This window comes from Krasilnikovia sp. MM14-A1004, from assembly GCF_047159485.1.
Lineage (GTDB): Bacteria > Actinomycetota > Actinomycetes > Mycobacteriales > Micromonosporaceae > Actinoplanes.
This window is the reverse complement of the sequence record NZ_AP038773.1, coordinates 1,611,126-1,636,251: the sequence shown is the minus strand read 5'-3', so window position 1 is coordinate 1,636,251 and position 25,126 is coordinate 1,611,126. Positions and strand designations below refer to the sequence as shown.

Below are 25,126 nucleotides of genomic sequence, written 5' to 3'. Positions count from 1 at the left end.
GCCCCAGCCGGAGGCAGGCCGAACAGGAAGGAAGTCGTCAGGCCGCCGGCCGCGCGCCGGCCGGCCTGCGACTCCAGCCGGAACAGGCACGCCAGCCCATCGATCAGCAGCCGGTGGCCACGCGTGCCCTGCCCAGCTCCGAACACTGACCTCTCAGCTTGACTGCCGGACCAACATAAGGTGTAGTTTATAATCTTGTGTGGGACGTTGTACTGGTCAACGCCGTCGAGGATTGGTTCCTGGATCTATGCGAGTCCGATCCGGCCACCGCCAACCGGGTGATGGAGGCGATCGATCACCTGGCGGAGGCAGGGCCGGGTCTGGGTCGGCCCATGGTCGACCGGATTCATGGCAGCAGGCTGCACAACTTGAAAGAGCTGCGGCCGGGATCGGCCGGGCGTTCGGAGATCCGCCTACTGTTCATCTTCGACGCGGAACGGGACGCGGTTATCCTTGTCGCCGGCGACAAGGCGGGCCAATGGAATCGCTGGTATCGCGACAACATTCCGGTGGCGGAGCACAGGTACGAACAGTACGAGGTCGAACGCAAGCGTGAGGAGGGGAAATGACCGCCAGGAGATGGAGTGAAGTGAAGGCTGAGGCAATGGCTCGCGAGCCGTGGCTGGCCAGCCCCGAAGCCCAAGCCGAGCGGACGACGATTCGCGCCGAGAACCTGGGGCGCATCCGCGGACACGAGCTCGCCGAAATGCGCAAGTCCGCTGGCCTCACTCAAGCAGAACTGGCCACCGTCCTCGGCGTGAGCCAAGCCCGGATCTCCCAGATCGAGCACGGCCAGGTGGACAGCCTGGACACGCTGCGCGCATACGCCGAGGCGCTCGGCGCCGAGGTTTCCATTGTCGTCTCACGTGGACCGCTCACATTGCGTGTTGCCTGATCGAGTCGGCTGCTAGCTCGGCACGCCTCGGTCGCGTACCCCGGTCGGTCATCCGCCTTTCAGCCTGCGCCAGCCGCCCGCCCGGTTGTTGGCGACGATCTGCCGCACCATGGCGGTCAGGGCACGCTTGTTGATCGCCTCGCCCCGCCGCACCGCCACGGTCCGTGCGGTCTTGTTGTCATGGCCGCCCGTAATGATGCCGTCCGGGTCGGCGACGATCGCGCCGTCGTACAGAAAGACATTGACGTGGTCGCGGGCGGCCAGCAGGGCGCACACGTTGCCCTGCAGCACGAAGTACGGCCGGTCGGTGCGTTTGATGGTCTCCGTCATCTCCGGATCGGCGGCGTGGATCAGGTCGCGCACCTCCCGGCAGACCGCCTGCTGCCAGTCGGGCAGCGCGTCGATGTACGCATCCACCCGCGGATCCTTCCGGTAACCCATGTCTTCGGACGGTACCGGGCGACGGGCTGGTGCCGGAGACGAAAGGAACCGGCGGTGCTGGTCGACAGCACCGCCGGTTCCCTTGCTCTCCCCTTACCGGACGGTCGTGGTGACCGCTCGGGCCCGGCCCGTACCGGCCGCGTTGACGGCCTGCACGGTGCAGCGGTAGCGGGTCCCGGACCGGACACCGGACACGGTGAACGACATCGCGCGGCGGCTACCCGACACCATCATCACCACCGGGGCGCCGTGCGGGCGGCCCTTGGCGTCCAGCCGCTGACGGGTGATCCGGTACGCGGTGACCGTCGCGCCGCCCGTCGACGCGGGGGCGGTCCAGCGCAGGGTCGCGGTGAGCTTGCCGCCCTTCGGGCCCCGGCTGGCGGTGAGGCGCTTCGGGGCGCTGGGCGCGGTCCGCGGGCTCACCGCGGCCGAGCGGGCCGAGAAGGCGCCGATGCCGACCGAGTTCACGGCCCGCACCCGGAACCGGTAGCCCGTCCCGTTGCTCAGACCCGTCACCGTCAGGACGGAGGCCGCTGCCGACGCGGTCCGCAGCTTGCCGACCTGGGCACCCTTCGCGTCGAGGACCTGCACCTCGAAGCGGATGATCGGCGCGCCGCCGTTCTGCGCGGGGGCGGTCCACCGGACGGTGCCGACCCCGTTGCCCGCCGAGGCCTGCCGGATCGTCGGCTGGCCCGGCGCGGTGCGGATGACCGGGGGAACCGGGGTGCCCGGGTCCGCCGGGGTGCCGGGGTCGGCCGGCGTGCCCGAACCGCCGGCGCCGATCGTGACCACGTTGGAGGTCGCCGAGAACTCACTGGCACCGGCGGCGTTCACCGCGCGGACCCAGAAGACGTACGACCCGCCGGGGACCAGGCTGCTGAAGGTGAGCTGGGTGGCGTCCGCCGCGGCGACGTCCACGTCGAGCACGATGCCGGAGCCGGCGTCGAGCGCCTGCACCTCGTACCCGAAGATGTCGCTGCCGCCGTTGCGGGCGGGTGCGGTCCAGCGGGCCACGGCGGTGCCGTTGCCGGTCGTGGCCGTGCCGATGACGGGTGCGTCCGGCGCGACCGGGATCACCGGCGAGTCGGGCGCGGCCATCGGGGTGACCGGCGCGGACGGGGCACTGAACTCGCCCGGCCCGGCGGTGGTGACGGGGCGGACCCGGAAGGTCACCGGTACGCCGTTGGTGAGGCCGGTGACGACCATGTTGGTGGCCGTGGCGGCCGCGTCGACCAGCCGGGTCGTGGTGCCGTCGTTGACCTCGATCTGGAAACCGGTGATGGTCGCGCCGCTCGCGTCGACCGGCACGGTCCACAGGACGGTGGCCTCGGCGTCGCCCGCGAACGCGGTGACGGCGGTGGCCGCGGTCGCCGCGGTGACCTCGACGGTCTGGTCCGCGAAGCGCAGTTTCTCGATGTTGCGGACCGTGTCGGTGCCGTCGGGGCCGGAGACGATCAGGGCGTCGCCGACCGGGGTGACCGCGTACTGGTCGCGGTTGCCGGAGAAGACGGCGGTGTCCTGACCCTGGGACGGGGCCGTGCGGATCTCCCGTACGGTGACGATGTCCTTGGGGTTGATCTTGCCGGCGAAGACGTCGGCCTGCAGTTCGGCCATGCTGTTCGCGGTGCGGATCTCCTTGCCGTCCGCGTCGCGGACGCTGAGCCGGACGGTGAGGTAGCGGTCGCCGTCGATGATGTCGTCGCCGCCGCGGCCCTCGATGGTGTCGTCGCCGGGCCCGCCGAGCAGGATGTTGCCCTCACCCCACACGTTGCCGTGCAGGTCGCAGGGGCGACCGGTCTGGTTGCCCACGGCGGAGGCCGCGGTCGGCAGGCTGGTGACGACCTGGTCGAGACCCTTGATCCGGGCGATGCCGGTGGCGTCCAGGGCGTCGCAGCCGAGGAAGCCGCCGCCGCCACGGGTGGACGGGGTGACGCTGTCGCCGCGCAGGATGTCGTCGTGCACACCGCCGGAGAGCGCCTCGACCTCGTTGTAGCGGTCGCGGACACCGACGGCGAGGATGCCCAGCGGCAGCAGCGGCAGGTCCAGGTCGGAGTCCATCGGCTGGTCGTCGCCGCCCTGCTCGGGGCGCGCCGCGATGGACCAGTCGTAGCCGGAGCCGCCCGCGTTCTTCTCGATGCCGGGGCCCTGGACGCCGATGTCGTCGCCGCCCTCCATGTCGTAGTCGTCGTCGCCGCCCTGACCGATCAGGACGTCGTTGCCGGGCTTGTTGGTGTCGTCCAGGAAGAACAGGTTGCCGCTGTCGCCCTGCAGCAGATCGGGCGAGTTGCCGCCCTCTTCCCAGTCGTCGCCGGAGTCGCCCCAGACGGCGTCCTCGCCGTCACCGGCGTTGACGATGTCGTCGCCCTCGCCGGCGAACGTCTCGTTGGCGTTGAGACCGCCGTTGGTGAAGTCCTTGCCGTCGCCGCCGAGCACGATGTCCAGGCCGGGGCCCGCGTCGATCGCGTCGTTGCCGGGGCCGCCCTTGGGGATGTCGTCGCCGCCGAGGTCGGTGATGATGTCGTCGCCCTCGCCGCCGAGCGCGATGTCGTTGCCCGCGCCGCCCTCGATGACGTCGTCGCCCTCGCCACCCCAGACGGTGTCGTTGTCGTTGCCCGCGCTGATCCGGTCCCGCTCGTCGGTTCCGGCGAACGTCGACTGGGAGTTGATGCCGGGCTTGTCGACGGTGTTGCGGGAGCGGTACTTGATGGTGCCGTCCGGCATGCGGATCAGCAGCGCGCTCTCGTCGCAGGCGGTGGCGGGGTCGTCGGCGACCACGTTGCCGTCCTTGGCGTAGCCGGCCGCGGTGCCGGCCAGGTTCGCCAGCTCGAAGGTGCAGTCGGCGGTGGAGAACACGTCGGCCCGCAGGCTGTGCGCGGTGGTGGTGCGCCCGATCAGCTCGGCGAACGAGTTGCCCTCCAGCTGGGTGCGCAGGTTCATGCCCGGGGTACGGGCCAGGTAGTACAGCCGGTCGCCGTTCTGCAGGCGGGTCAGCTGCTCCTCGAAGACGTAGTTGAAGGTGCTGCCGAGCAGGCCGCCGAACGGGTTGGTGACCTCGGCGAGCCCGCCGATCCACAGGTCGACGTCGTCCAGCCCGGTCGGTGCCGCGGCCCAGGCGCCGGAGGCGTTCATGAACGCGGCGGCGTCGGCCGGGGGCGTGTCACCGGTCTGCGGGTCGACGATGGCACGGGCGGCGGCCCGCTTCGCGGCGGCGGTGGTCGCCGCGACGATGCTGGGGTGCTTTCCGTACGCGGCGACGAAGTTCACCAGCGACTCGGGGTGCTTGAGGTGCTCACCGAAGTCCACCCAGCTGGTGTACGGCGCGAGCTGGCCGTCGTTGGTCTTGTCGTGCAGCTCGCGCCGGAAGTTGTTCAGCGACGGCACACCCTCGGAGCGGCCCCGGGCGATGTTGATCGCGGCCAGGTCCATCGGCAGGCCGAGCAGGTTGCTGCGCAGCGTGTCGGTCATGAACTCGTCCAGCTCGTTGCCGACCTGGCCGGACATGCCCATGACGATCTGGCCGGCCGACTGCTCGGGCGTCAGCGTCCCGTTGTCGGTGTAGGCGATCGGGTTGAGGAACCCGTCGAGCAGCGACATCGAGGCGTCGGAGCCGTCCTCGCGGGTCCGCGAGATCTGCTCGGTGAGCATGGAGTGGCCGAAGCGGTAGACGGCGTGCGCGAACTCGGCGTACACGGCCGGGTTGAGCTCGGTCTGGGTGAACGCGAACGGCTGGAACGGGTTGATCGCCGGCTGGATCTTGCGAGCGAACTCCTCGAAGACCAGGTGCTGGTACTCCATCTCGTTGACGAACCGGGCGGCCTGGAAGATCCGCTCGCCGTTCCAGGCGTCGCCGATCTGCCACTCGGACAGGGCAGAGCCGTCCTCGGTGAGTACCCGCTCGATGTCGCCGACGAGCCGGTTGTGCTCGGCGTGCCAGATGTCGTGCACCGCGGTGAGGCCGATGTTCTCGTTGGCCCGGCCGTCACCGGCGATGTAGTGGGCGGCCAGCATCTCGTCGTCGTACGTGCCCGCGGGCTGCTTGGCGAAGTCCGCGCTGGCGGTGTCGTCGTCGTCCGCGCGGGGCGCGACCGGCGGGGTGGCCGGGTTGTGGTCGGTGTCCACCGGGCTCGGGTCGGCGTTGTGCGCGATGTCGGTGAGGAACGGCGTGTCGAAGTGCAGCACGTCCGCGGGCACCCGGACCGGGTTCGCGGTGTCGCCCTCGACCAGGCCGGAACGCGTCACGTACTGCGGCAGGCCGCGGGCCGGGCCGGGAACGAACTTGCCGTACGGGTCGGTGAGGACCATCGGCACGTCGGTGACGTCGGCGTCGGTGAGCTGCAGGCCGAGCAGCTCGGCCGCCTGCCGCTTGGTGTCCGCCCAGGTGGGCATGCCGCCGAGCGGGCCGGAGAGCAAATTGCCGGTGGCCACCGGGCGGCCCTGCGGGTCGTTGGCGTACTCGCGAAGGAAGACCTGGTGCGCGGCGTGCGAGGTGTACGCCTGGGACAGGTCGACGAACGGGGTGTCGGTGTTGACGGCGTCCTGCACGTCGTCGGCGGTGCCGAGCTTGCCGTCCGGGCCGGGCTGGTTGGCGGCGCGGGTGAGCACCATGAACCGCATGGACGGCGGCACGTACTTGGCGTCGCCGGGCTTGGGGTCGTCGGCGGTGCCGGGGACGGTGTCGGGTCCGGCGATCAGCGGGTCGTCGGCCTTGAGCGGGACGATGACCGTGCCGCCGCCCTTGACGGTCTGGTCGATGCCGTGGTCGAAGAACTGCCCGAACAGCGTGAACCACGAGTTGTAGGGCGCGGACAGGCCGGCGTCGGTGGTGACGTTGGGGATGAACAGCGTCCCGCCGTCGGTGGTCGCGGGCTTCGCGCCGCTCTGCGACCGGACCGGGTTGCCCGCGGCCGCCACGGCGGCCGGGTTGTTGGCGGTCTGGTCGGCGATCAGGTTGCTGATCAGCCGCGGCTGCGAGTCGACGACGGTGTTGTTCCGGCTCTTGTCCGCGTACGTGGTGGACATCGCCGGGCTGCCCGGGCCGAACATGCCGGCGGGGGCGCTCTCGGCGGCCTTGAAGGTCTTGCTGCCGAGCCGGGGGAACTTCTGGTCGGCTGCGCCGTACGTCTCCTGGCCGGCGGTGAGGTTGTTGCAGCTGCCGTCGACCGTGCGCAGGCCCATGGAGAGCAGCGGGCTGGGCAGCTGGTCCGGCCCGTCGCCGAGCAGCGCGCCGCAGGGGCCGGTCGCGCTGGTGGTGTGCGCGACGTGCGCCTCAGCGATCTTGATCTGCTTGAGGATGTACGCGAGGTCGGCGGGGGTGATGGTGAAGCCCTGGCCGATCGGCGCGGCGGCAGCGGGGGTGGCGACCGCGGTGCCGGCGACCAGGGTGGTGACCAGGGCACCGATGGCGGTGCGGAGGGGGAGCCTCATTGACGCATCTCCGTGGGAGTCGGGGAAAAGCGCTGAATTCGCACATCTTGGGCAGCGCCGGTGTGGTCCGACTGCCGTCCCGCTCCCGTCCGGCTGAGGACACGCTGAAGGGCCGCCCCCGCTCCCCGGGGACGGCCTTCAGCCCTGCCTTGTGCTACTCGATCAGTGGTGCCCGCCCACGTGCACGGTCAGGTCGGGCGCCCCGTGGGACATGTCCACACCCGGCCCGGCCTCGTTCGCCTCGACGGCCACCCGCTCGGCCGGCACCTGCGCGGCCCGGCCCATGGCCTGCCGTACGGTCTCGATCTGGCCGTCGCTGAGGATGGCCCCGAAGTACCGCACGGTCAGCCCGGCGGGCTGCACCGTGGTGACGTAGTGGTTCAGCGAGTCGGCGAGGATGCCCTCGGCGTCCTCGACCGCCTGCACCTTGGCCGGGGTGACCCCGGAGGCCGGGACGACCGCGAACGTCAGGTCGTGCACGAGCACCGGCTGCACCACGTAGAACCCCACGGTGGCGGGCTGGTAGTCGCGCATGAACCGGTCCGCGTCCCCGACCGAGGCGCCCTCGGGCAGAACCAGCGTCAACTCCGGCACCATGTGCTCCAGCAGCCCCGCGTTGAACACAGCGAACGTCGCGTCACTCAGTTCGCCGTATCCGCCCTTCTTGGCCGAGGCGCGCAGCTCCCGGGCGATCTGACGCCGGTCGGCACCCTTGACCGGGAGGATCCCGATGGCCGCCCGCTGGCGCACCATCGGGCCGTCGAAGCTGGTGGTGGCCAGCTCGTCACCGGCGTCGTCGTTGATCGGCCCGGCCGCCGCGGCCGGGGCCGGGGTGACGGCCCAGCCGCCACCCCAGGTGCCCAGCGCGGCGACACCGCACAGGAACAGTGCGACGACCAGGCTCCAGCGCAGGCTGTTATCCCGCTTGCGGCGGTCCATCAGGTCCCCAGCGGGAAGCTGGGGGCGTACTTGGCGGGCCACTCCGCGTCGGGGTCGACCTTCGGCATGTCCGAGTTGATCGGGTCGTTGACGTTGATGTCACCCACCGCGAACTGGATCATCATGTCGTTGTCCTCGTGGATGAGGTTGTGGCAGTGCGTCATGTAGCGGCCACCGGCGTTGCCGTCGCCCGTGGTGAACTGCATGAGCGCGGTCACGGTCTCGTTCTCACCGAGGTAGAAGACGTCCTTGCCGCCGCCCTCCCAGGCGTGGGCCAGCTTGTTGGACGTCGTGTTCCGGGCGATGATCTTGGCGTCGATCAGGTGGATGTGCAGCGGGTGGAACCAGCCGCCCGACTCGTTGATCAGGTCCCACATCTCGACGTCGTACGGCTTCGGGTTGGCGAAGACCCGCTGGAAATCGGTCTTCTCGATGTCGTCCCAGGTCTCGCCGTTGACGGTCCAGATGCCGTTCTTGCGCTGAAGGCGCAGCGAGCGGCGGGCCTTGGCCATGTCCGGCGTCAGCTTGTTGACCTCGATGGCACCGCGGTTCGCGTACGGCTGCGGGCCGAGGTCCAGCACCGTGGGGATCTTGTACGTGTCGGCCGGGCCGGAGTCCGCGACGACCTCGAACTGCAGGACCTTGCCGGTGTTGGCGAAGTCGACGTTGTTCTTGTTGCTGAGGTTCTTCAGCTCGATCTTCTGGCCGGGCTTGTACTTCCGGAAGTCGATCAGCACCTCGTAGCGCTCGGCGGCGCCGTGCCGCCACGACGTCACGGCGTTGACCTTCGGGGTCATGCCGGCGTCGGTACCGACGACGTAGAACGGGTCGCCGGTGCTCAGCGCGAACCGGTACGACCGGGAGATGCTGGCCACCAGGAAGCGGAAGCGGTAGACGCGGGGCTTGACCTTCATCTTGGGCCACGGCACGCCGTTCACCATGATCACGTCGCCCATGAAGCCGGCGTTGTCGCCGTGGTCGAACGCCACCGAGCCGTCGGCCTTGAACGCCATGTCGCTGACGATCATCGGCACGTCGAACTCGCCCTGCGGCAGCTGAGCCGTCTCGTACTTGTCGTGCATGTGGTACTGCGCCGCCAGCCCGGAGAACACGTTCTGGGCGGTGGTGCGGTGGTTGTGGTCGTGGTACCAGAGCGTGCGGGCCTGCTGCCAGTTCGGGTACTGGTAGTACTTCACGTGACCCGGGTGGGTCTGGTCGTTGGCGTACCCGTCGTACTGGGGCAGCGACGCCGAGCCGTGCAGGTGGGTGACCGTGCTGAACTCGCCGCCGTGCAGCGGGCTCACGGTCAGCTTGTTCGCGATCCGCACCTCGGCACGCGTGCCCTGCTGCACCTTGATGGTGGGGCCGGGGAAGATCCCGTTGAAGCCGGCGATCTTGGTGGTCAGGCCGGGCAGGATGCTGGCCATGCCGACCTTCTGGGTCAGCGCGTACTTAGCGAACGGGCCCTTCGCGTCGACACCCTGCGCGTAGGGCAGGAGCACCGGCGGACGCCGGAACATATTCGTGTACGGCGTGGGCATGTTCTTCGCCGCAAGCGCACTCGATGCGGCGACGACCTCGCCGCCGGTGGCCGCCACGATCAGGCCGCCACCACCGATGGCCAGCGCGCCCTTGAGCAGACCGCGCCGGGTCAGCCTTGAGTCAGTCATCCGCATTCTCCGTTTTCCACGAACCAGGTGGCGCAGAAGCTAGTGACGGCCGCTGAGGTGCCTCGGTGGAAATCCTGTCGCCGGGCCCCGCAGCGGCCGAATGGACAATCAGCGAGACCTCAGCCGCGGCTGGAGAACACCTCAGGATCCAGCCGGGGCGGGGACGAAAGGCTCAGGATCCGCGGGGAAACACCGATCGCTGCATCCTGCGGAGGAGGTCAGTCAGACAATGCGGGTCACGGTGCTCGGGCCAATGATGGTCACCGACGGCGACGGCGTCGTGCTGCCCGCCGGTGAGCTGCCCCGCCGCGCCCGCCAGGTGCTGGCGGTACTGGCCGCCCGGCACGATCGCATCCAGTCGAAGGACGCCCTGGCCGACGCGGTGTGGGGCGCCGACCTGCCCGGCAACCACGTCGCCACGCTCGAGCACTACGTGTCGATGATCCGGCGGCGGCTGCAGCCGGGGAGCAACTCGGCGTCCTGGTTCATCGTGACCCGCGGCAGCGGCTACCTGTTCGACACCGGCCGCGCCGAACTCGACCTCGCCGAGCTGCGTACCCGGATCCGCAGCCTGGACGACCTCCCGCCGGAGGGTCCGCAACGGCTGGCCGCGTACTCGGAGATCCTCACCCTGGCCCGCCAGCTGCCCTTCCCGGAGGACCCGTACGCCGACTGGGCCGATCCGGCCCGCACCGAGGTGCAGTTCGCCGCGGTGAACGCGCTGCTGGCGCTGTCCGGGGCCGCGCTGGCGGAGGATCCCGCTCGCTCACTGCGGCTGGCCCAGGAGGCGATCGGGCTCAGCCCGTTCCTGGAGTCGGGCTACCAGGCCGCGATGTCCGCGGCGGTGGCGATGGACCGGCCCGACGAGGCCCTGCGGATCTTCGACCGGTGCCGCCGTGTCCTCGACGAGGAGCTGGGCGTGCCGCCGTCGGCCGAGCTGATCCGGCTGCAGGCCGCCGCACTGGCGCACCGGCTCCCCCGCCCGCCCGAGCCGCAGCCCGCGGCCGCCCAGCCCGTCCCTGCACGGCCGGCCACCCGGGTCACCGCGCCGGAGCATGCCGCGCGCGTCACCGTCGCGCCCGGCGGCTTCGTGGGCCGTCAGCCGCTGCTGGACGTGCTGTTCGACCCGGCGGCACCGCTGATCGTGCACGTCGTCGGACCGGTCGGGGCGGGCAAGTCGGCGTTCGTGACCGAGCTGGCCCGGCGCGCTCCCGGCCGGGTCGGCATCGGGCACGCGGGTTCGCTGGCCGGGGTGTTCCGGCTGGCGTGGCTGCGCGCCGCCCTGATCGACCTGGGCGCCGGCGCCGACGTCCTCGCGGCCGTCGACGGCGCGCGGCCGGACCGGCCGCTCGGCCCCGAGGACCTGGAGCTGATCGGTACGGTGTTCGACCGCCCCGAGCGGGTGTACCTGGCCGTGGACGACGCCGCCGACCTGGACGCCGCGGGCGTCGCCGAACTGTCCTGGCTCAGCCGGCACTGCCCACGGCTGCGCGTGGTGCTCACCTACCGCTACCCGTCACAGGTCGTCGACCGTCCGCTGGCGGCGCTCGACACCGCGGTGGTGCTGCGGCTCGGCCCGCTGACCCCGGCCGAGCTGGCGCCGCTGGGCGACGACCGGGTGGCCGAACGCAGCGGCGGGATCCCCGCCCTCGTACCGGTCGCGACCCGGCCGCCGGAGATCGCCTGTGCGGTCGCGATGCAGATCGCCCGGCAGCGCACCCGGTGGATGCGCGAGCCCGCCTGGGACGTCCTGCGCCTGTGCGCCGTCCTCGGCCCGCTCAGCGCCACCGACCTGGCACCCCTCACCGGCCGGCCCGTGCCGGAGGTGCTGACCGCGATCGACGACCTGATGCACGCGCACCTGCTCAGCGACGGCCCCGACGGCACGGTGCAGCACCGCAGCTCACTGATCCGCGACGCCATCCGGGAACAGGTGTCGAGCGCGTCGAGCGCACACCTGCGGGAAAAGCTGGCGGCGGCCTCCTGAGCAGGAGACCGCCGCCGCTGGTGTTGCTGTTTCGCTCAGCCCGTCAGTTGGTCACGTCGACCGCGAAGCCGAGCTGGGTGCCGCCGGTCGTCGAGATGAAGCTGACCGTACGCACCGTGCCCGGGGGCGGGCCGGTCACGCGGATGCTGAACGCCCCGGCCGCGTCCACGGTTCCCGTGCCGATGACCCGGCCGGTGAGCGTGCTGCCCAGGACCACCGAGATCCGCTGGCCCGCCACGATGCTGCTGGTACCGGCGATCCGCCACTCGTTGTTGCCGGTGCGGTAGCGCACCGTCAGACCCGAGAACGTCTCCGGCTGCGGGTTCACCACGACCTGGTCGGTGCTGATCCCGGCCGCGTTGCGGATCGTCAGCTCCAGCACCACGGGGGCGTTGTTGGCGACGAACGTCGCGTTCGGACCCGGAGCCGCGGGCAGCGCCTGCGTCGGGTAGGTGAACGTCGGCTTGGCGGTGGTCGCCCCGGTCAGCGTCACCGCCGGGCCTGACACCTGAGCCCACGAGTACGTCTCGGCCGCCGTCGACTTCGTACCGTCCAGCGTGACGGTCTTGCCCCGCTGCACGGTCTGGTCGACACCCGCGTCGGCCTTCGGCGCGCTCACGTTGGTCACGGTGACCGTCACCGTCGCCTGGCTGGTGCCGCCCGGACCGTCGACCTGGACCTTGAACGAGTACAGGCCCGCCGCCGTCGGCTTGAACGTCGCCAGCGAGGTCGCCGCGTTCGTCAGCGTGACGGCCGCACCACCGGTCTGCGTCCAGGTGTACTTGGTGATCTCACCGGCCGAGCCGGTGGCGTCCAGGCGCACCGTCTGGTTGACCAGAGCCGGGGTGTCCGCGGTCGCCGCGGCCACCGGGGCGGTCGCACCGAACGTGGCACCGGCGTTGGCCAGCACCGGAACGGTCGTCGAACCGCCCGCGGCCGAGGTGACCGTGACCGTGGCCGGCGGGGCCACGACGCCGGTGAACCCCGACGGGGTGATCGCGCCGAAACCGGTGACCGACAGGGCCGGGTTGCCCTTCTTGTCGCTGGAGGTGGCCGACACGGTCAGCTTCTGCGCGCCCGCGTCATACGTGGCCGTGGCACCCGTGACGACGTCGACCAGGGCCCGCGTCTTCTTCGCCGCCGGGCGGTCGCTGATGTTGACGACCTCGACCTTCGGGTTGACCGGCAGCGTCCCGGTGAGCGGGAACCGGCCGTAGTAGTGGCCGTTGGCGTCCCCGCGCAGCTTGGTGTCGTGGAAGCCCAGCGTCGTGTCGCCGGTGATCTGCAGGACCTGGCCCGGCTCGCTGCTGGCGAACACGTCGACCGTGCCGGTGCCGTTGGCCGCCCGGCTGTAGGTGGCCTGGTCGAGGTCGAGGCCCGAGTTGGTCGCGTACCGGCCCTGGATGGTGAACAGGTCCGAGAAGCCCACTTCGCCGATGACGGCCCCGGTGGCGGGGTCGAGCTGCTCGATGCGCACGAAGTTGGTGTTGTACGGGCTGCCGACGACCTTGTGCTCGACGCCGGGGTTGCCGATGTAGCCGGCGGGGGCGGCGGGCGCCACGGCCGGGTCCCACTTCAGGAACGGCCCGACCCGGCCGTTGAGGGCGGCACCGAAGGCACCCGGGATGGCCCCGGTGTCCTCGGTCATGTTCACGCCCTTCTTGTCGTCGGCGACGATGTCGTCGACGCCGTACGGGTGGGTGATGCGGAAGCGCTCGCCCGCGGGGGCGTCGAACCGGATCCGGACCCGGCCGAAGACCATCTGGTCGCCGGGGGCGGGCGCGCCGTTCATGAACGCCGCTTCGAGGTTCGTGCTGATGACCGCCTTCGCGCCGCTGGTCAGCGTGATCGTGGAGTCGGCGAGCTGGTAGAAGGACTCGTCCGGGAAGTTGTCCGGGAACGACACCGGCGCGTCAGGGTTCGGGATCGAACCGGCCGGCGCCGGGCACATCGGGTCGTCCGGGGTGTTGCACAGCTCCAGCCGGACGTTGTTGCTGTCCCGGTACCAGGCCGGGAAGCCGTGGTCGGCGATGGGACCGACCTGCGTGAGCTTGCCGGTCCGGGGGGCGGACGGTGTCACGACGACCGCGGCCGCGGTACCGGCCATCGGTGCCAGCACCGCCGCGATCACGCCGAGCGTGACCGGCAGGCGCGCCAGTGTCTTCTTCATGGAACTCCTCAGCTGTTTCCGGGGCTGCCGACCATGACCGAACGCGCCGTGGTGGCGGTGTGGTCGACCTGAGGTGGCGCTGAGGTGGCGCTGAGGTCCGCCTGAGGTTGATGGTGATCTTTCGGCCAGCCGTGGACGCTTCGGGAATCCCTCCGGTGGTCGAGTCGCCCATAACGCCACTGCGGGATATCCATCGCAGGAAAGCCGCATATCGCTAATACCGCGTACTGCCGAGAAGCTTCCGATTTCCTATCTTTCCCACCTAGGGTGGACTGGGACTCGGAACCGCGCCTGAGCGATCCCCAGGCGCCGTGAGGGGCGACGCATGAAGCTGGCGGAGTGGCGAAGCGACAGCGGCGCTCTCACCCGCCGGTGGTGGCGGGTAGGGATTCTGCTGCTCGCGGTGCTGATCGTCCTGGTCGCCGGCCTCGCGGAGCTGGCCACCCCGCCGCACCTGATGTTGTTCGGCCTGGTCGTCGTCGGGCCGGTGCTGGCGGCCGCGACCGCGCGGCCCTGGGCGGTGGCCGCGGTCGGCGCCCTCGCACTGCTGGTGGGCTGGGCCACGTCGACCTGGAAGGGATCGGGCGGAAGCCTCAACCAGTCGCTGCGCCTGTGGGTGATCTTCGGCATGATCCTGATCAGCATCGCGGTCGCCTACCGCCAGCAGATCCTGGAACGCCACGCCAGACGCGCCGCCGAGGACGAGTCGATGCTGGCCGGGATCGTGCACTCGTCCGAAGACGCGATCATGAGTACGGACCTGCAGGGCACGATCACCACCTGGAACGACGGCGCCACCCGCCTCTACGGCTGGACCGCCGAGGAGGCCGTGGGACGCAGCGTCGCCATCGTGGTCGCGCCCGAACTGGCCCACACCATCCAAGACTCCCTGGACCGGCTCTTCAGGGGCGAGAGCATCACCCTCCTGGCGTCGAAACGGCAACGCAAGGACGGCACGCTCATCGACGTATCGGCGAACCTCTCACCGGTACGCGACCGCAACGGCACTGTCGTCAGCATCTCCGGCATCGAACGCGACGTCACCGAACAGCTGCGCGCCGATCGGCGCCGTCAGCAGATCCTCGAACGCTCCGCCCGCGCCGAACGCCTCGAAAGCCTCGGCCAACTCGCCGGCGGCATCGCCCACGACTTCAACAACCTCCTCGCCATCAACCTCAACTACCTCGAATTCGCCCTCGAACAAACCACCGACCCCGACACCCACAACGACCTCACCAAAGCCAAAGCCAGCGCCGAACGCGCCCGCGACCTCACCCGCCAACTCCTCGTCTTCGCCGGCAAAGTCCCCACCACCACCCACACCATCGACCTCAACACCATCATCACCGACAACCACACCCTCCTCGACCGCGCCATCGGCACCCACAACGAACTCATCACCCACCTCCACCCCCACCCCCTACCCATCCGCGCCGACCGCAGCCGCCTCGAACAAGTACTCCTCAACCTCGTCATCAACGCCCGCGACGCCATGCCCGACGGCGGAATGATCATCATCGAAAACGGCCCCACCACCCTCACCGACGACCCCACCCGCCAACCACCCCTACCCCCCGGCCCCTACGCCCACCTCAACATCACCGACACCGGCACCGGCATGCCCGACGACATCGCCACCCACGTCTTCGAACCCTTCTTCACCACCAAAACCAAACACCACGGCACCGGCCTCGGCCTCGCCACCGTCTACGGCATCATCACCGAAGCCGGCGGCACCATCACCCTCACCACCCAACCCGGCGTCGGCACCACCTTCCGCATCCTCCTACCCCTCAGCACCGACACCACCACCACAACCACCACCCACACCAAAGCCCCACCCGGACACGGCCAACACATCCTCGTCGTCGACGACGACCCCGACGTCCGCCAAGCCACCACCCGCATCCTCCAACGCCACGGCTACCACACCACCGCCGCGCCCGACGGCTACACCGCCCTCGAACACCTCCAACACCACCCCTACGACCTCCTCCTCACCGACATCGTCATGCCCGGCATGTCCGGCTACCAACTCGCCGAAACCACCCTCCACGACCACCCCACCACCCTCATCCTGCTCATCTCGGGCTCCACTGAGGACACGTCCACGACGCGGCGCCTGCGCACCGACGGAGTCCCGATCATCTACAAGCCGTTCACGGCCGAGGAGCTGCTGCAGGCCGTCCACGAATGCACCACGACCGCGGACACCACGCCGGCCCCGTCCTGAACGGCCGGGATCGGTCCACCGCGGACGGTCAGGCCGGGCGCGCCACCGCGGCGAACGGCGAGAGCGTGAACCAGCCGGGCAGCGAGCGGCGCAACGCGGCGGGCCCCTGAATCTCCACCCCACCCGCCCGCAGCGCGGCGGACCAGCTCAGATCGCCCCGCCACACCTGCACCAGGCTGCGCAGGTCGGCGATCACCGTGACCGCAACCGGGTGGCCCGGATCGCCGTCACAGATGTCCACGTCGTCCGGGGTGATGACGAGCCACCAGTCCCGGGAGTGCTGCCGCGCCTGCGGGAACCGGAACTGCACGACCGTCCGGCCGTCCGGCACGGCGGCCTGGTCGACGTTGCGGTGCATGTCCCACAGCAGCAGCTTGGGGTCGAGGTCCTCGTCGCCCAGCTCACCGATCCAGCGGGTCCCCCAGGCGCCCAGCGCCTCCACCACCGGACGCAACTCGCGCCCCGCGGGGGTCAGCACGTACCGCACGTCGCCGCCGTCCGCGCGGCGGTCCACCACACCGGCCCTGACCAGCTGCTGCAACCGCCGCGACAACAGGGTCGGCGACATCCGCGGCAGCCCGCGCCGCAACTCGTTGAACCGCTCCGAGCCCGACACCAGCTCCCGCACCACCAGCAGCGTCCAGCGCTCGTCGAGCAACTCCATCGCCTTGGCAACCGGGCAGAACTGCCGGTACGGAGACCCCATGCCGAAAGGCTAGGGGCGCCGACCCCACCCGGTACAGATTTCGTACTAGTTCGGGGGACGCCGGATTCCTAATGTCGGTTCCGGTCGCAGTGACCGACGAGGGGGAGATGGAATGAACACGCAGACGATCACGCCGCAGCCCACCGCCACCGGGGCGGACCGCGCCCTGAAGGCCAAGCACCGGGCCATGTGGGCGATGGGCGACTACCACCGGGTCGCCGCCGAGCTGGTCGGGGACCTCGGCGCCGTGCTGGTGGACGCCTGCGGCGTGCGCCCCGGCGACCGGGTGCTGGACGTGGCCGCCGGCTCCGGCAGCGCCGCCATCCGCGCGGCCCTGGCCGGGGGGCGCGTCGTCGCCAGCGACCTGACGCCGGAGCTGTTCGGGCCCGGGCAGGCGTGGGCCGCCCAGCACGGCGCCGAACTCGACTGGCAGCAGGCCGACGCGGAGGACCTGCCGTTCCCGGACGGGGACTTCGACACCGTGCTGTCGTGCCTGGGAGTCATGTTCGCCCCGCACCACCGCAGCGCCGCGGACGAGCTCACCCGGGTATGCCGCCCCGGCGGCACCGTCGGGGTGCTGAACTGGACGCCGGAGGGGTTCATCGGCCAGATGTTCGCGACGATGAAGCCGTACGCTCCGGCTCCGCCGCCGGGCGCCCAGCCGCCGCCCCTGTGGGGCAGCGAGGAGCACGTCCGCGGGCTGCTCGGTGATCACCTCGACGAGCTCACCACCCGCCGCGCGACGCTGCGGGTCGACCAGTTCGCCGACCCGGCAGCGTTCGTCGACTACTTCAAGACCAACTACGGTCCGACGATCGCGGTGTACCGGTCGATCTCCGGTGAGCCGGAGTCGGTGGCCGCGCTGGACCGGGCCCTGACCGAGCTGGCCTTCCGATTCCTCCAGGACGGTGTCATGGAGTGGGAGTACCTGCTGGTCACCGGCCGCCGCCGCTGACGGGGGGTCAGGACGGCAGGTCGTCGAACTCGACGACCTGCCGCACCTCGACCTCCACCTCGTCGAACAGGTCGGCGTAGCTCTGTGCGTACGCGACGGCCTGCGCACGGTCCGGGAAGTTCACCAGCGCGAAGCCGCCGATGACCTCCTTGGCCTCGGTGAACGGCCCGTCGGTCGCGGTGGTGGCCCCGCCCCGCGCCTTGCGGACCAGGGCGCCCTTCTCGGACGGGTGGACGCCCTCGGCCGTGATCAGGATGCCCTTGTCGATCGAGTCCTGGATGAACGCGCCCATCTTCTCGATGAACTCCGGGCTCGGGTTCCACGCCTCGGGGGCGCGCTCGTCGAGCCGGTGCATCATGAGAAACCGCATGGTCGTCTCCCTGTCGTGTCGGGCTGGGGTCCGATCATTCCGGACGCGACAACCAGCCGCCACCTACCCGACGAACGAGGCAACGCCGTTTCGACAGGTCCTCGGGAAGATTTTTCCGCCCGTTCAGCCGGCGGTGTAGTCCGTGAGGATCCCGTGGTACGTCTGGGCGGTCTCCTCCAGGCCGCGCTGGACGGCGACCTGGCCCTGCAGGATGCGGCCCAGCGTGGTCTCGAACGGGGTGTACAGCTCGCCGCCCTTGGCCACCGCGGGCCGGGCCCGGGCGATCTGCAGCACCGGCTGGAACCCGGCGATCGTGGTGTTGCGCCGGACGTCAGCGGTGTACGCCGAGGCACGCGTCGGCAGGGTGCCGTTCTTGGCCGCGACGGTGGCCTGGCTGGCGGCCGAGTTGATGAAGCTGATGAAGGCGTGCGCCGCGGCCGAGTTCTGGCTCTTGGCGTACACGACGAGGTTCTGGCCGCCGGTGGGCGCGCCCGCGGTGCCGGATCCGCCCGCCGGGACGGGGGCGATGCCCAGGTTGGCGTTGTCCTTGAACGCCGGGCCGGAGTAGTCGTCCGCCACGGACCACGGTCCGTTGATCACCATGGCGACCCTGCCCTCCTTGAAGGAGGACTGCATGCCGCCGTACAGGTCGGCGAAGTTCGGCGCCACGGCCGCGCCGGAGGCGATCAGGTCCTGGGCGGTGTGGATGGCCGCGACGACCTTCGGCGAGCTGACGGTGATCTTCTTGTTGTCGGCGTCGACCCAGTCGGTGCCCTCGCCGTACAGGAACGGCAGGAAGAAGTACGCGGCGCTGTTGAGGTAGAGCCCGTCGGCGCCGGTCTTGGCCTTGATCGCCTTCCCGGCGGCCTTGAGCTCGGCCCAGGTGCGCGGCGGATTCGCGATGCCGGCCTTCTTGAACAGCGCCTTGTTGTACAGCAGGCCGAGCGTGTCGGTGACCTGCGGGGCGCCGTACACGTGGTCCTTGTAGACGGTGGTGTCCAGCGGGCCGGGCAGGAAGTCGGGTTCGTCGTCGAGGGCGGGGGTGCCGTCCAGGGGCGCGATGGCGCTCGCGTTGACCAGCGCCGGGATGGCGCCGCCGTCGATGCGCAGCACGTCCGGCACGTCCTTGCCGGCGCCGGCCGCGGCGATGAACTTGTTCTGCGCCTGGTTGAAGTCGACGTAGACGTGGTTGACCTTCACCTTGGGGAACTTGGCCTGGAAGGCGGAGATCAACTGGTCGTAGACCGGCCCCTCGGCCTTGGCGTCGGCGGTGTCCCAGTAGGTGATCGTGCCCGCCACCTCGGTGACCCGCATCGCGGCCTGCGGGGTGGCGACACCGCCGACGGCGGTGCACGCGGTGAGCGAGAGTCCGAGTACGCCCACGGCGGCGACCGCCGACAGTCCTGCACGACGCATGGTGTCCACCTGACCTTCAAGCCTGCCCGCATGGGGGAAGGGCGCTCACGGATTTGCAGCGTCCATCGGGCCGGGACGCCGGGACATGAAAGACCTGCCATCGATGTGAGATAGAACATGATTCCGTCCTTGACTTACCCCTCGGGAACCGGTGGCCGATGGAGCGGGAGTGGCGCCCCATCCCCGGCGCGGGACGCCACCGCCGGTCGCCCGGCTGACCCCGTGCAGCCGGGCGAGCTGGAACGAGGGCCCATGAAGGTCAACGCCGTCACCCCAGGTGCGCTGCCGCGCCGCAACCCGACCCGGCTCGTCGGCGGATGGCTCGCCAACCGCCGGCTGGCCACCAAGATCATGCTCGCGGTGGGTGCGGTGGCCGTGGCCGCCGTGGTGATCAGTGTCTTCGCGATGACCCGGATGGCGCACCTGAGCAACAGCCTCGACCGGATGCGCTCGGTCAACGTGGCCGGCCAGGAGCGCCTCGACACGGTTCGTAAGGGTGTCCAGCTGGCCAACGGTGACCTCGCGGCGTACCTGGCCGCGCACGGCATCGACGCCAAGGCGCAGGTCGTCGAGCAGGCCAAGAAGGACGGCGCCGACCTGGACAAGGCGCTGGCGTCCTACCGGGCCGGTATCCGTTCCGACGACCCGCGGCAGGCGGAGATCACCAAGTTCACCCAGGCCTGGACCGACTACCAGAAGGTCCGCGAGAACTGGGTGTTCAAGTCCAGCGGCACCGCCGGCCCGTCGGTGATCCTGCAGTTCCGGCAGAACGCCGACCGGATGGGCGACGCCCTGAGCGCCCTGATCGCCAGCGAGCGGGCCACCGCCGACGCCGCCGCCGACAAGGGCCGCAGCGAGTACCACACCGCGCTGACCGTCACCATCGCGCTCACCCTCGGCGCGCTGCTGCTGGGCCTGGCGCTGTCCCTGCTGATCGCCCGCCCGATGGTCCGCCAGCTGCGCGAGGTCGCCGCCGCCCTGGAGGCGACCGCCGACGGCGACTACACGCACACGCCGAAGGTGCGCAGCAACGACGAACTGGGCCACATGGCCTCCGCAATGAAGCGCGCCTCCGAGGCCCTGCGCGCCGTCATGGGCACCATCTCCACCAGCGTCCACAGTGTGGCCAACCACGCCAGCACGCTGACCGAGACCAGCATGTCGATCCGGGAACTGTCGCGCGAGGGCTCCGCGCAGGCGTCCACCGTGGCGGCGACCGCCGAGGACGTCTCCCGCAACCTGCAGATGGTGGCTGCCGGCAGCGAGGAGATGGGCGCCTCGATCCGCGAGATCGCGGGCAGCGCGAACGAGGGCGCCCAGGTCGCCGCGCAGGCGGTCGAGGTCGCCGAGTCCGCGGGCCAGACCATCGCCAGCCTGGGCGCGTCCTCCGCCGAGATCGGCAGTGTGATCGCGACGATCACCTCGATCGCCGCGCAGACCAACCTCCTGGCGCTGAACGCGACCATCGAGGCCGCCCGCGCCGGCGAGTCCGGCAAGGGCTTCGCCGTCGTCGCGGGCGAGGTCAAGGACCTCGCCCAGGAGACCGCCAAGGCCACCGAGGACATCTCGCGCCGGGTCGAGGCCATCCAGACCGACACGGAACGCGCGGTCGCCGCGATCGCCGAGATCAGCGAGATCATCAGCCGGGTGAACGCCCTGCAGGCCACCATCGCCTCGGCGGTGGAGGAGCAGAGCGCCACCACCAGCGAGATGAACCGCAGCGTCGGGTACGCCGCCGCCGGTGGCGCCACCATCGCCGGCAACGTCGACGGCCTGGCCGGTGCCGCCGAGGCCACCGCCAGGGGCGTCGAGGACAGCCAGGTCGCCGCGGCGCAGCTGGCCGACCTCACCAAGGAGCTGGACGCGATGATCGGCCGCTTCCGCTTCTGACCAGCACCGTGGTTGACATCGCCGGCCGGTGAGCCGTAGGTTCCACCGTCTTCATTTCGACAGAGCGGGGGCTCACGGTGACTGACGGTGACAACGTCGTGGCTCGACCGCCGCGCGACTGGGAGGTGCAGACGGTCGCCGTCCTCGCCGCTGTCGCGGCGGCGACCGTACTCGGCATGCTCCTGCTCGTCACCGACCTCGCGGTGTGGGCCTACGTGGCGTCCGACGGGGCCTCGGGCATGTCGCCGATGGTCCGCGGGATCGTCCTGAACGCGGACGCGTTCGACCTGCTGTACCTCCTGCTGGCGTTCGGCTACGTCGCCGGGTTCGTGTGGTGGCGGCAACGCACCAGGGACATGCTGCGCCGTCTCGGTGACGCCGCGGACGCGGCCACCCGGCATTGGGCGGTCGGCGCCTGGCAGGGGCTGCTCGGCATGGGGCTCATGATCGGCTTCGCCATCTCGGTCAGCGACGCCGCGCCCGCGACGACGCTGGGCTACACGTCGCTGCGCGTGGGGCTGCGCGTGGTCGCCATGGCTGTGCTGCTGATCGGGGTCTGGGAGATCCGGACGCAGGTGCGCAGGGCCGTGGCCGACCGCGGGATCGTCATGCGCGTGGCGGACATGCCTGCGCGGGCGTCCGCATTTCCCGCCCTTCGCCCCGCCGCACCGGCGGTGGCGCCGCCCACCACCGACCTGCCGGATGCCGACGACGAGTTCTGGGACCGGGTCCGGCAGACGGCCACCGGTCTCCGCGAGGACCTCGCCCTGCTGGAGTCGGCCGGGCCGTACGTCCACCGGTGGCTGATCGTCCCGGCCTCCGGTGACCTGACCGAAGTACGGGCCGCCGTCGCGGCCGACGCGATCGTCACGGTCTTCCCGGAGCCGCCGGCCGCCACGGAGACGAAGGGATTCACGCCGCGTTCCGCGGAGGAGTACTACGGGCTGCTGCAGGACGCCGAGTCGGGCGCGTTGTGGTTCCGGTCCGTGCCGTCCAAGCGCGTGCCCGCCTTTCTCGCGCAGGCCCGGTCCGCGGCCCGGTGGGGCCTGTACCCGACTGCGGACCCGACCGCGCTGACGGCGGTGAACCGGGTCCGCGCGGCCGAACCCGATCCCGCCTGATCCCTGCTACCGGCGGATGCGCGCCGTTCTGATCTCGGTGGACAGTGCCGGAGGCCCGTCGACCGGTGCCGGGTCGGCCGGGGTGGGTGCCACTCCCCCGGCCGCCACCTCGTCGAGCGTGGCCAACCCGGCCGGATCGACCGTGCCGAAGATGGTGTAGTTGGGGCGCAGCGCGGAATCCGCGTAGACGAGGAAGAACTGGCTGCCGTTGGTGTCCGGTCCGGCGTTGGCCATCGCCAGCACGCCGCGGGCGTAGACCTTGCGGGCACCGGTCGGATCGGTCGGCGCCGGCGGCAGGTCGGTGGGCAGCTCGTCCTTGTAGCGGTAGCCCGGACCGCCCTCGCCCGTACCGGTCGGATCGCCGCACTGCAACACCTTGAGCGTCGGGTACGCGGTGAGCCGGTGGCAGTGGGTCCGGTCGTAGAACCGGTGCCGCGTCAGGTGCAGGAAGCTCAGTACGGTGCAGGGCGCCTCGGCACGGTCGAGCACCAGCGGGATCGGTCCGAGGTTGGTCCGCAGCACGACCCGTGCGGTGCCCCGGCTCGGCGTGTGCCGAGGGTCGGGTGGCAACGGCACCGGCCGTGCGGCCGGCTCGTCCGGCGTGGGCGTGAACGCGCACGGGCCGCCGGTGGGATCGGTCGGGTCGACACCATCGGCGGCCGCCGGGGACGCGGCGGCCACACTGGATCCGACCAGGACCATCGCGGCGAGCAGGCGACCGATTGTCCTCACGCTGCGGCGCGGACGTTTGCGGACCACTTCGTCCTCCTCGGGCTCGGCGTACACCAGACCGGTTTAATCGACGTTCATGGATCGGTCAAGCGTTCGGTGATCTCGATCAGGGGATAACCGCCGGGATCGACGACGGGCGTCGCCGGCCATGATGGTGTGGGCCTCGTGATCAAGAGGATCGGGATCGTGGTCGCGGCGCTGACGCTGCTGGCCGGGGCCGCAGGGATGCCGGCGCAGGCGGTGCCGACGGGCGCGGTGACGCAGGTGACCGTCGGCGGCAGCTTCACCTGCGCGTTGCGAAGCGGTCGGCCCTACTGCTGGGGGCACAACGACGCCGGCAAGCTGGGCGACGGCACCACCACGAGCCGGTCCAATCCCGTACCGGTGTCCAGGGGGACGATCCCGAGCGGGGTGACCCTCGGCGGACTCACCGCCGGCGGCAACCACGCCTGCGGGTTGGGCAGCAACGGGCGGGCCTACTGCTGGGGCGACGACAGCGAGGGTCAATTGGGCGACGGCAGCAGTGGCCCGTACCGGGGCACGCCGGCGGCGGTGACCACCGGGGCGTTACCGGGTGGGGTCACCCTCACCCGGCTCAGCGCCGGCTTCGCCCACACCTGTGGGTTGGGCAGCGACGACTGGGTCTACTGCTGGGGCTTCGACGGCATCGGCCAGCTGGGCGACGGCGGCAGCACGAGCGTGGCCGCTCCGGTGGCGGTGGCCGCCGGAGCGATACCCGGCGGGGTGACGTTCACTCAGGTCTCCTCGGGAAGCATGCACACCTGCGGACTGGGCAGCGACGGGCAGGCGTACTGCTGGGGCCGCAATGTCAACGGTCAACTGGGCGACGGCACCACCACGGACCAGAGCACGCCGGTAGCGGTGGCCGCCGGAGCGATACCCGGCGGCGTGACCCTCACCCAGATCGCCTCCGGTAACGAGCAGACCTGCGGGCTGGGCAGCAACGGGCGGGCCTACTGCTGGGGTTACAACGGCTCCGGCGAGTTGGGCGACGGAACCACCACGGGCCAGTCCGCGCCGGTGGAGGTGGCCGCCGGAGCGATACCCGGCGGCGTCACGCTCACCGGGATCGCCTCCGGAATCCAGTCCAACTGCGGGTTGGGCAGCAACGGTCACGCCTACTGCTGGGGCGACAACACGTACGGGCAGGTGGGCGACGGCAGCACCACGAACCGGAGCACGCCGGTAGCGGTGGCCGCCGGAGCGATACCCGGCGGCGTCACCCTCACCCAGATCGCCGGCGGTGGCGACAACTGGCAACGGTGCGCCCTGGGCACCGACGGGCATGCCTACTGCTGGGGCCTCAACTTCAACGGGCAGCTGGGCGATGGCAGCACCACCGACCGGAGCACTCCCGTGCCGGTGTCGTGGCGCCCGCAGGCCCCCACCGGCGTGATCCTGCAACCCGGCGACCGCAGCATCACCGTCTCCTGGACCCGTCCGGCCGACCTGGCCGGCGGCACGCTGACCGGCTACACCGCCACCACGTCGCCCGGCGGCGCCACCTGCACCACCACCGCCACCACCTGCACCATCACCGGGCTGACCGCGGATACGTGGTACACGGCGACCGTGGTGGCCGCCACCACCGCCGGCACCTCACCCGCCAGCACCGTGGCCGGGCCGGTCGCGCCGTTCGCCCTCCCCGACCCCCCGGTCGTCACCGCCGTGCGGACCGACGACGGCGCCATCACCGTGTCGTGGAGACCGGGAGATCCCGGCAGCGGAACGCCGCTCGGCTACGCCGCCACCGCCGCCCCCGCCAGCGACTCCTGCCCGGCCACAGGGACACCCTGCGTCAAGGCCAACGGGCCGGCCGAGGAAACGTCGGCCGGCCTGTTCGCCCTGACGGCGGCCGGCGTACGGACCTGCACGACCACCGACGCCACCACGTGCACGATCACCGGCCTGGCCAACGGGGCCACCTATGCCGTCACCGTCGTCACCCGCACCACGGCCGGCGACTCCGCACCGGCCGGGGTCGCGCCCGCCCTCGTCCCCGAGCCGACCGAGGAGCCGAGCACTCCACTGTCGACCACCGGCGCGCCCGTCACTCCGATCGCCGCGACCGGGCTGGCGCTGACGATCGCCGGGGCCGCCCTGGCCCTTCTGGCCCACGCACACCGGCGCCGCCGCACCGCACAGCGGTAGCGGAG

The 25,126-nt window shown here is 70.9% G+C and carries 17 protein-coding genes; 8 read left to right on the top strand and 9 right to left on the bottom strand.

The genetic code is table 11. The features are described from left to right. The first annotated feature begins 197 nt into the window (after positions 1-197). A complete protein-coding gene (locus ACMCNN_RS07540) occupies positions 198-569 on the top strand; it encodes a type II toxin-antitoxin system RelE/ParE family toxin (protein ID WP_412745452.1) in 372 nt (123 codons plus the stop codon). Continuing rightward, positions 566-895, top strand: coding sequence for a helix-turn-helix domain-containing protein (locus ACMCNN_RS07535; RefSeq protein ID WP_412745451.1), 330 nt, complete (start codon positions 566-568; stop codon positions 893-895). The genes ACMCNN_RS07540 and ACMCNN_RS07535 overlap by 4 nt, the downstream gene beginning before the upstream one ends. 48 nt (positions 896-943) lie before the next feature. On the opposite strand, the gene ACMCNN_RS07530 is transcribed toward ACMCNN_RS07535, so the two are convergent. From ACMCNN_RS07530 to ACMCNN_RS07515, 4 genes are all read right to left on the bottom strand, one after another. Next, positions 944-1,336 carry a DUF1801 domain-containing protein gene (locus ACMCNN_RS07530; RefSeq protein WP_412745450.1) on the bottom strand — a complete coding sequence of 131 codons (393 nt, stop codon included), beginning with the start codon at positions 1,334-1,336 and terminating at the stop codon, positions 944-946. Between the two features lie 93 nt (positions 1,337-1,429). Continuing rightward, positions 1,430-6,760 carry a peroxidase family protein gene (locus ACMCNN_RS07525; RefSeq protein ID WP_412745449.1) on the bottom strand — a complete coding sequence of 1,777 codons (5,331 nt, stop codon included), beginning with the start codon at positions 6,758-6,760 and terminating at the stop codon, positions 1,430-1,432. A gap of 162 nt (positions 6,761-6,922) precedes the next feature. Continuing rightward, on the bottom strand, positions 6,923-7,699 hold the full coding sequence (locus tag ACMCNN_RS07520) for a hypothetical protein (RefSeq protein ID WP_412745448.1): 777 nt from the start codon (positions 7,697-7,699) through the stop codon (positions 6,923-6,925). Next, positions 7,699-9,369 (bottom strand): multicopper oxidase family protein, encoded by a 1,671-nt coding sequence (locus tag ACMCNN_RS07515; protein WP_412745447.1) that lies wholly within the window; start codon positions 9,367-9,369, stop codon positions 7,699-7,701. The genes ACMCNN_RS07520 and ACMCNN_RS07515 overlap by 1 nt, the downstream gene beginning before the upstream one ends. 229 nt (positions 9,370-9,598) lie before the next feature. On the opposite strand from ACMCNN_RS07515, the gene ACMCNN_RS07510 reads away from it, so the two are divergent. Further along, positions 9,599-11,356, top strand: coding sequence for an AfsR/SARP family transcriptional regulator (locus ACMCNN_RS07510; RefSeq protein WP_412745446.1), 1,758 nt, complete (start codon positions 9,599-9,601; stop codon positions 11,354-11,356). 43 nt (positions 11,357-11,399) lie between these two features. On the opposite strand, the gene ACMCNN_RS07505 is transcribed toward ACMCNN_RS07510, so the two are convergent. Then, positions 11,400-13,526: a PKD domain-containing protein gene (locus ACMCNN_RS07505; RefSeq protein ID WP_412745445.1), complete on the bottom strand. Its 2,127-nt coding sequence runs from the start codon at positions 13,524-13,526 to the stop codon at positions 11,400-11,402. Positions 13,527-13,851: 325 nt separating this feature from the next. Here ACMCNN_RS07505 and ACMCNN_RS07500 point away from each other — a divergent pair, with 325 nt between their 5' ends. After that, entirely contained in the window at positions 13,852-15,759 is a 1,908-nt protein-coding gene (locus ACMCNN_RS07500; protein WP_412745444.1) for a PAS domain S-box protein, read from the top strand. Positions 15,760-15,787: 28 nt separating this feature from the next. Here ACMCNN_RS07500 and ACMCNN_RS07495 read toward each other — a convergent pair whose 3' ends face one another. Further along, positions 15,788-16,465, bottom strand: a complete 678-nt coding sequence (locus ACMCNN_RS07495; protein ID WP_412745443.1) for a winged helix-turn-helix transcriptional regulator — start codon at positions 16,463-16,465, stop codon at positions 15,788-15,790. Between the two features lie 112 nt (positions 16,466-16,577). Here ACMCNN_RS07495 and ACMCNN_RS07490 point away from each other — a divergent pair, with 112 nt between their 5' ends. Further along, entirely contained in the window at positions 16,578-17,420 is an 843-nt protein-coding gene (locus ACMCNN_RS07490) for a class I SAM-dependent methyltransferase (RefSeq protein WP_412745442.1), read from the top strand. 7 nt (positions 17,421-17,427) lie between these two features. On the opposite strand, the gene ACMCNN_RS07485 is transcribed toward ACMCNN_RS07490, so the two are convergent. After that, on the bottom strand, positions 17,428-17,790 hold the full coding sequence (locus ACMCNN_RS07485) for a YciI family protein (RefSeq protein ID WP_412745441.1): 363 nt from the start codon (positions 17,788-17,790) through the stop codon (positions 17,428-17,430). 123 nt (positions 17,791-17,913) lie between these two features. Continuing rightward, positions 17,914-19,206, bottom strand: coding sequence for an extracellular solute-binding protein (locus tag ACMCNN_RS07480; RefSeq protein ID WP_412745440.1), 1,293 nt, complete (start codon positions 19,204-19,206; stop codon positions 17,914-17,916). Between the two features lie 252 nt (positions 19,207-19,458). Between ACMCNN_RS07480 and ACMCNN_RS07475 the strand changes: the two genes are divergently transcribed. Both ACMCNN_RS07475 and ACMCNN_RS07470 read left to right on the top strand, forming a co-directional pair. Then, positions 19,459-21,096, top strand: a complete 1,638-nt coding sequence (locus ACMCNN_RS07475; protein WP_412745439.1) for a methyl-accepting chemotaxis protein — start codon at positions 19,459-19,461, stop codon at positions 21,094-21,096. Positions 21,097-21,173: 77 nt separating this feature from the next. Next, a complete protein-coding gene (locus ACMCNN_RS07470) occupies positions 21,174-22,217 on the top strand; it encodes a hypothetical protein (RefSeq protein WP_412745438.1) in 1,044 nt (347 codons plus the stop codon). Positions 22,218-22,223: 6 nt separating this feature from the next. Here the strand turns inward: ACMCNN_RS07470 and ACMCNN_RS07465 are convergent, their stop codons facing one another. Further along, complete coding sequence (locus ACMCNN_RS07465) at positions 22,224-22,919, bottom strand: peptidylprolyl isomerase (protein ID WP_412747092.1); 696 nt, start codon at positions 22,917-22,919, stop codon at positions 22,224-22,226. 195 nt (positions 22,920-23,114) lie between these two features. Between ACMCNN_RS07465 and ACMCNN_RS07460 the strand changes: the two genes are divergently transcribed. Then, positions 23,115-25,121, top strand: coding sequence for a fibronectin type III domain-containing protein (locus ACMCNN_RS07460; protein ID WP_412745437.1), 2,007 nt, complete (start codon positions 23,115-23,117; stop codon positions 25,119-25,121). The last annotated feature ends 5 nt before the right edge of the window (positions 25,122-25,126 follow it).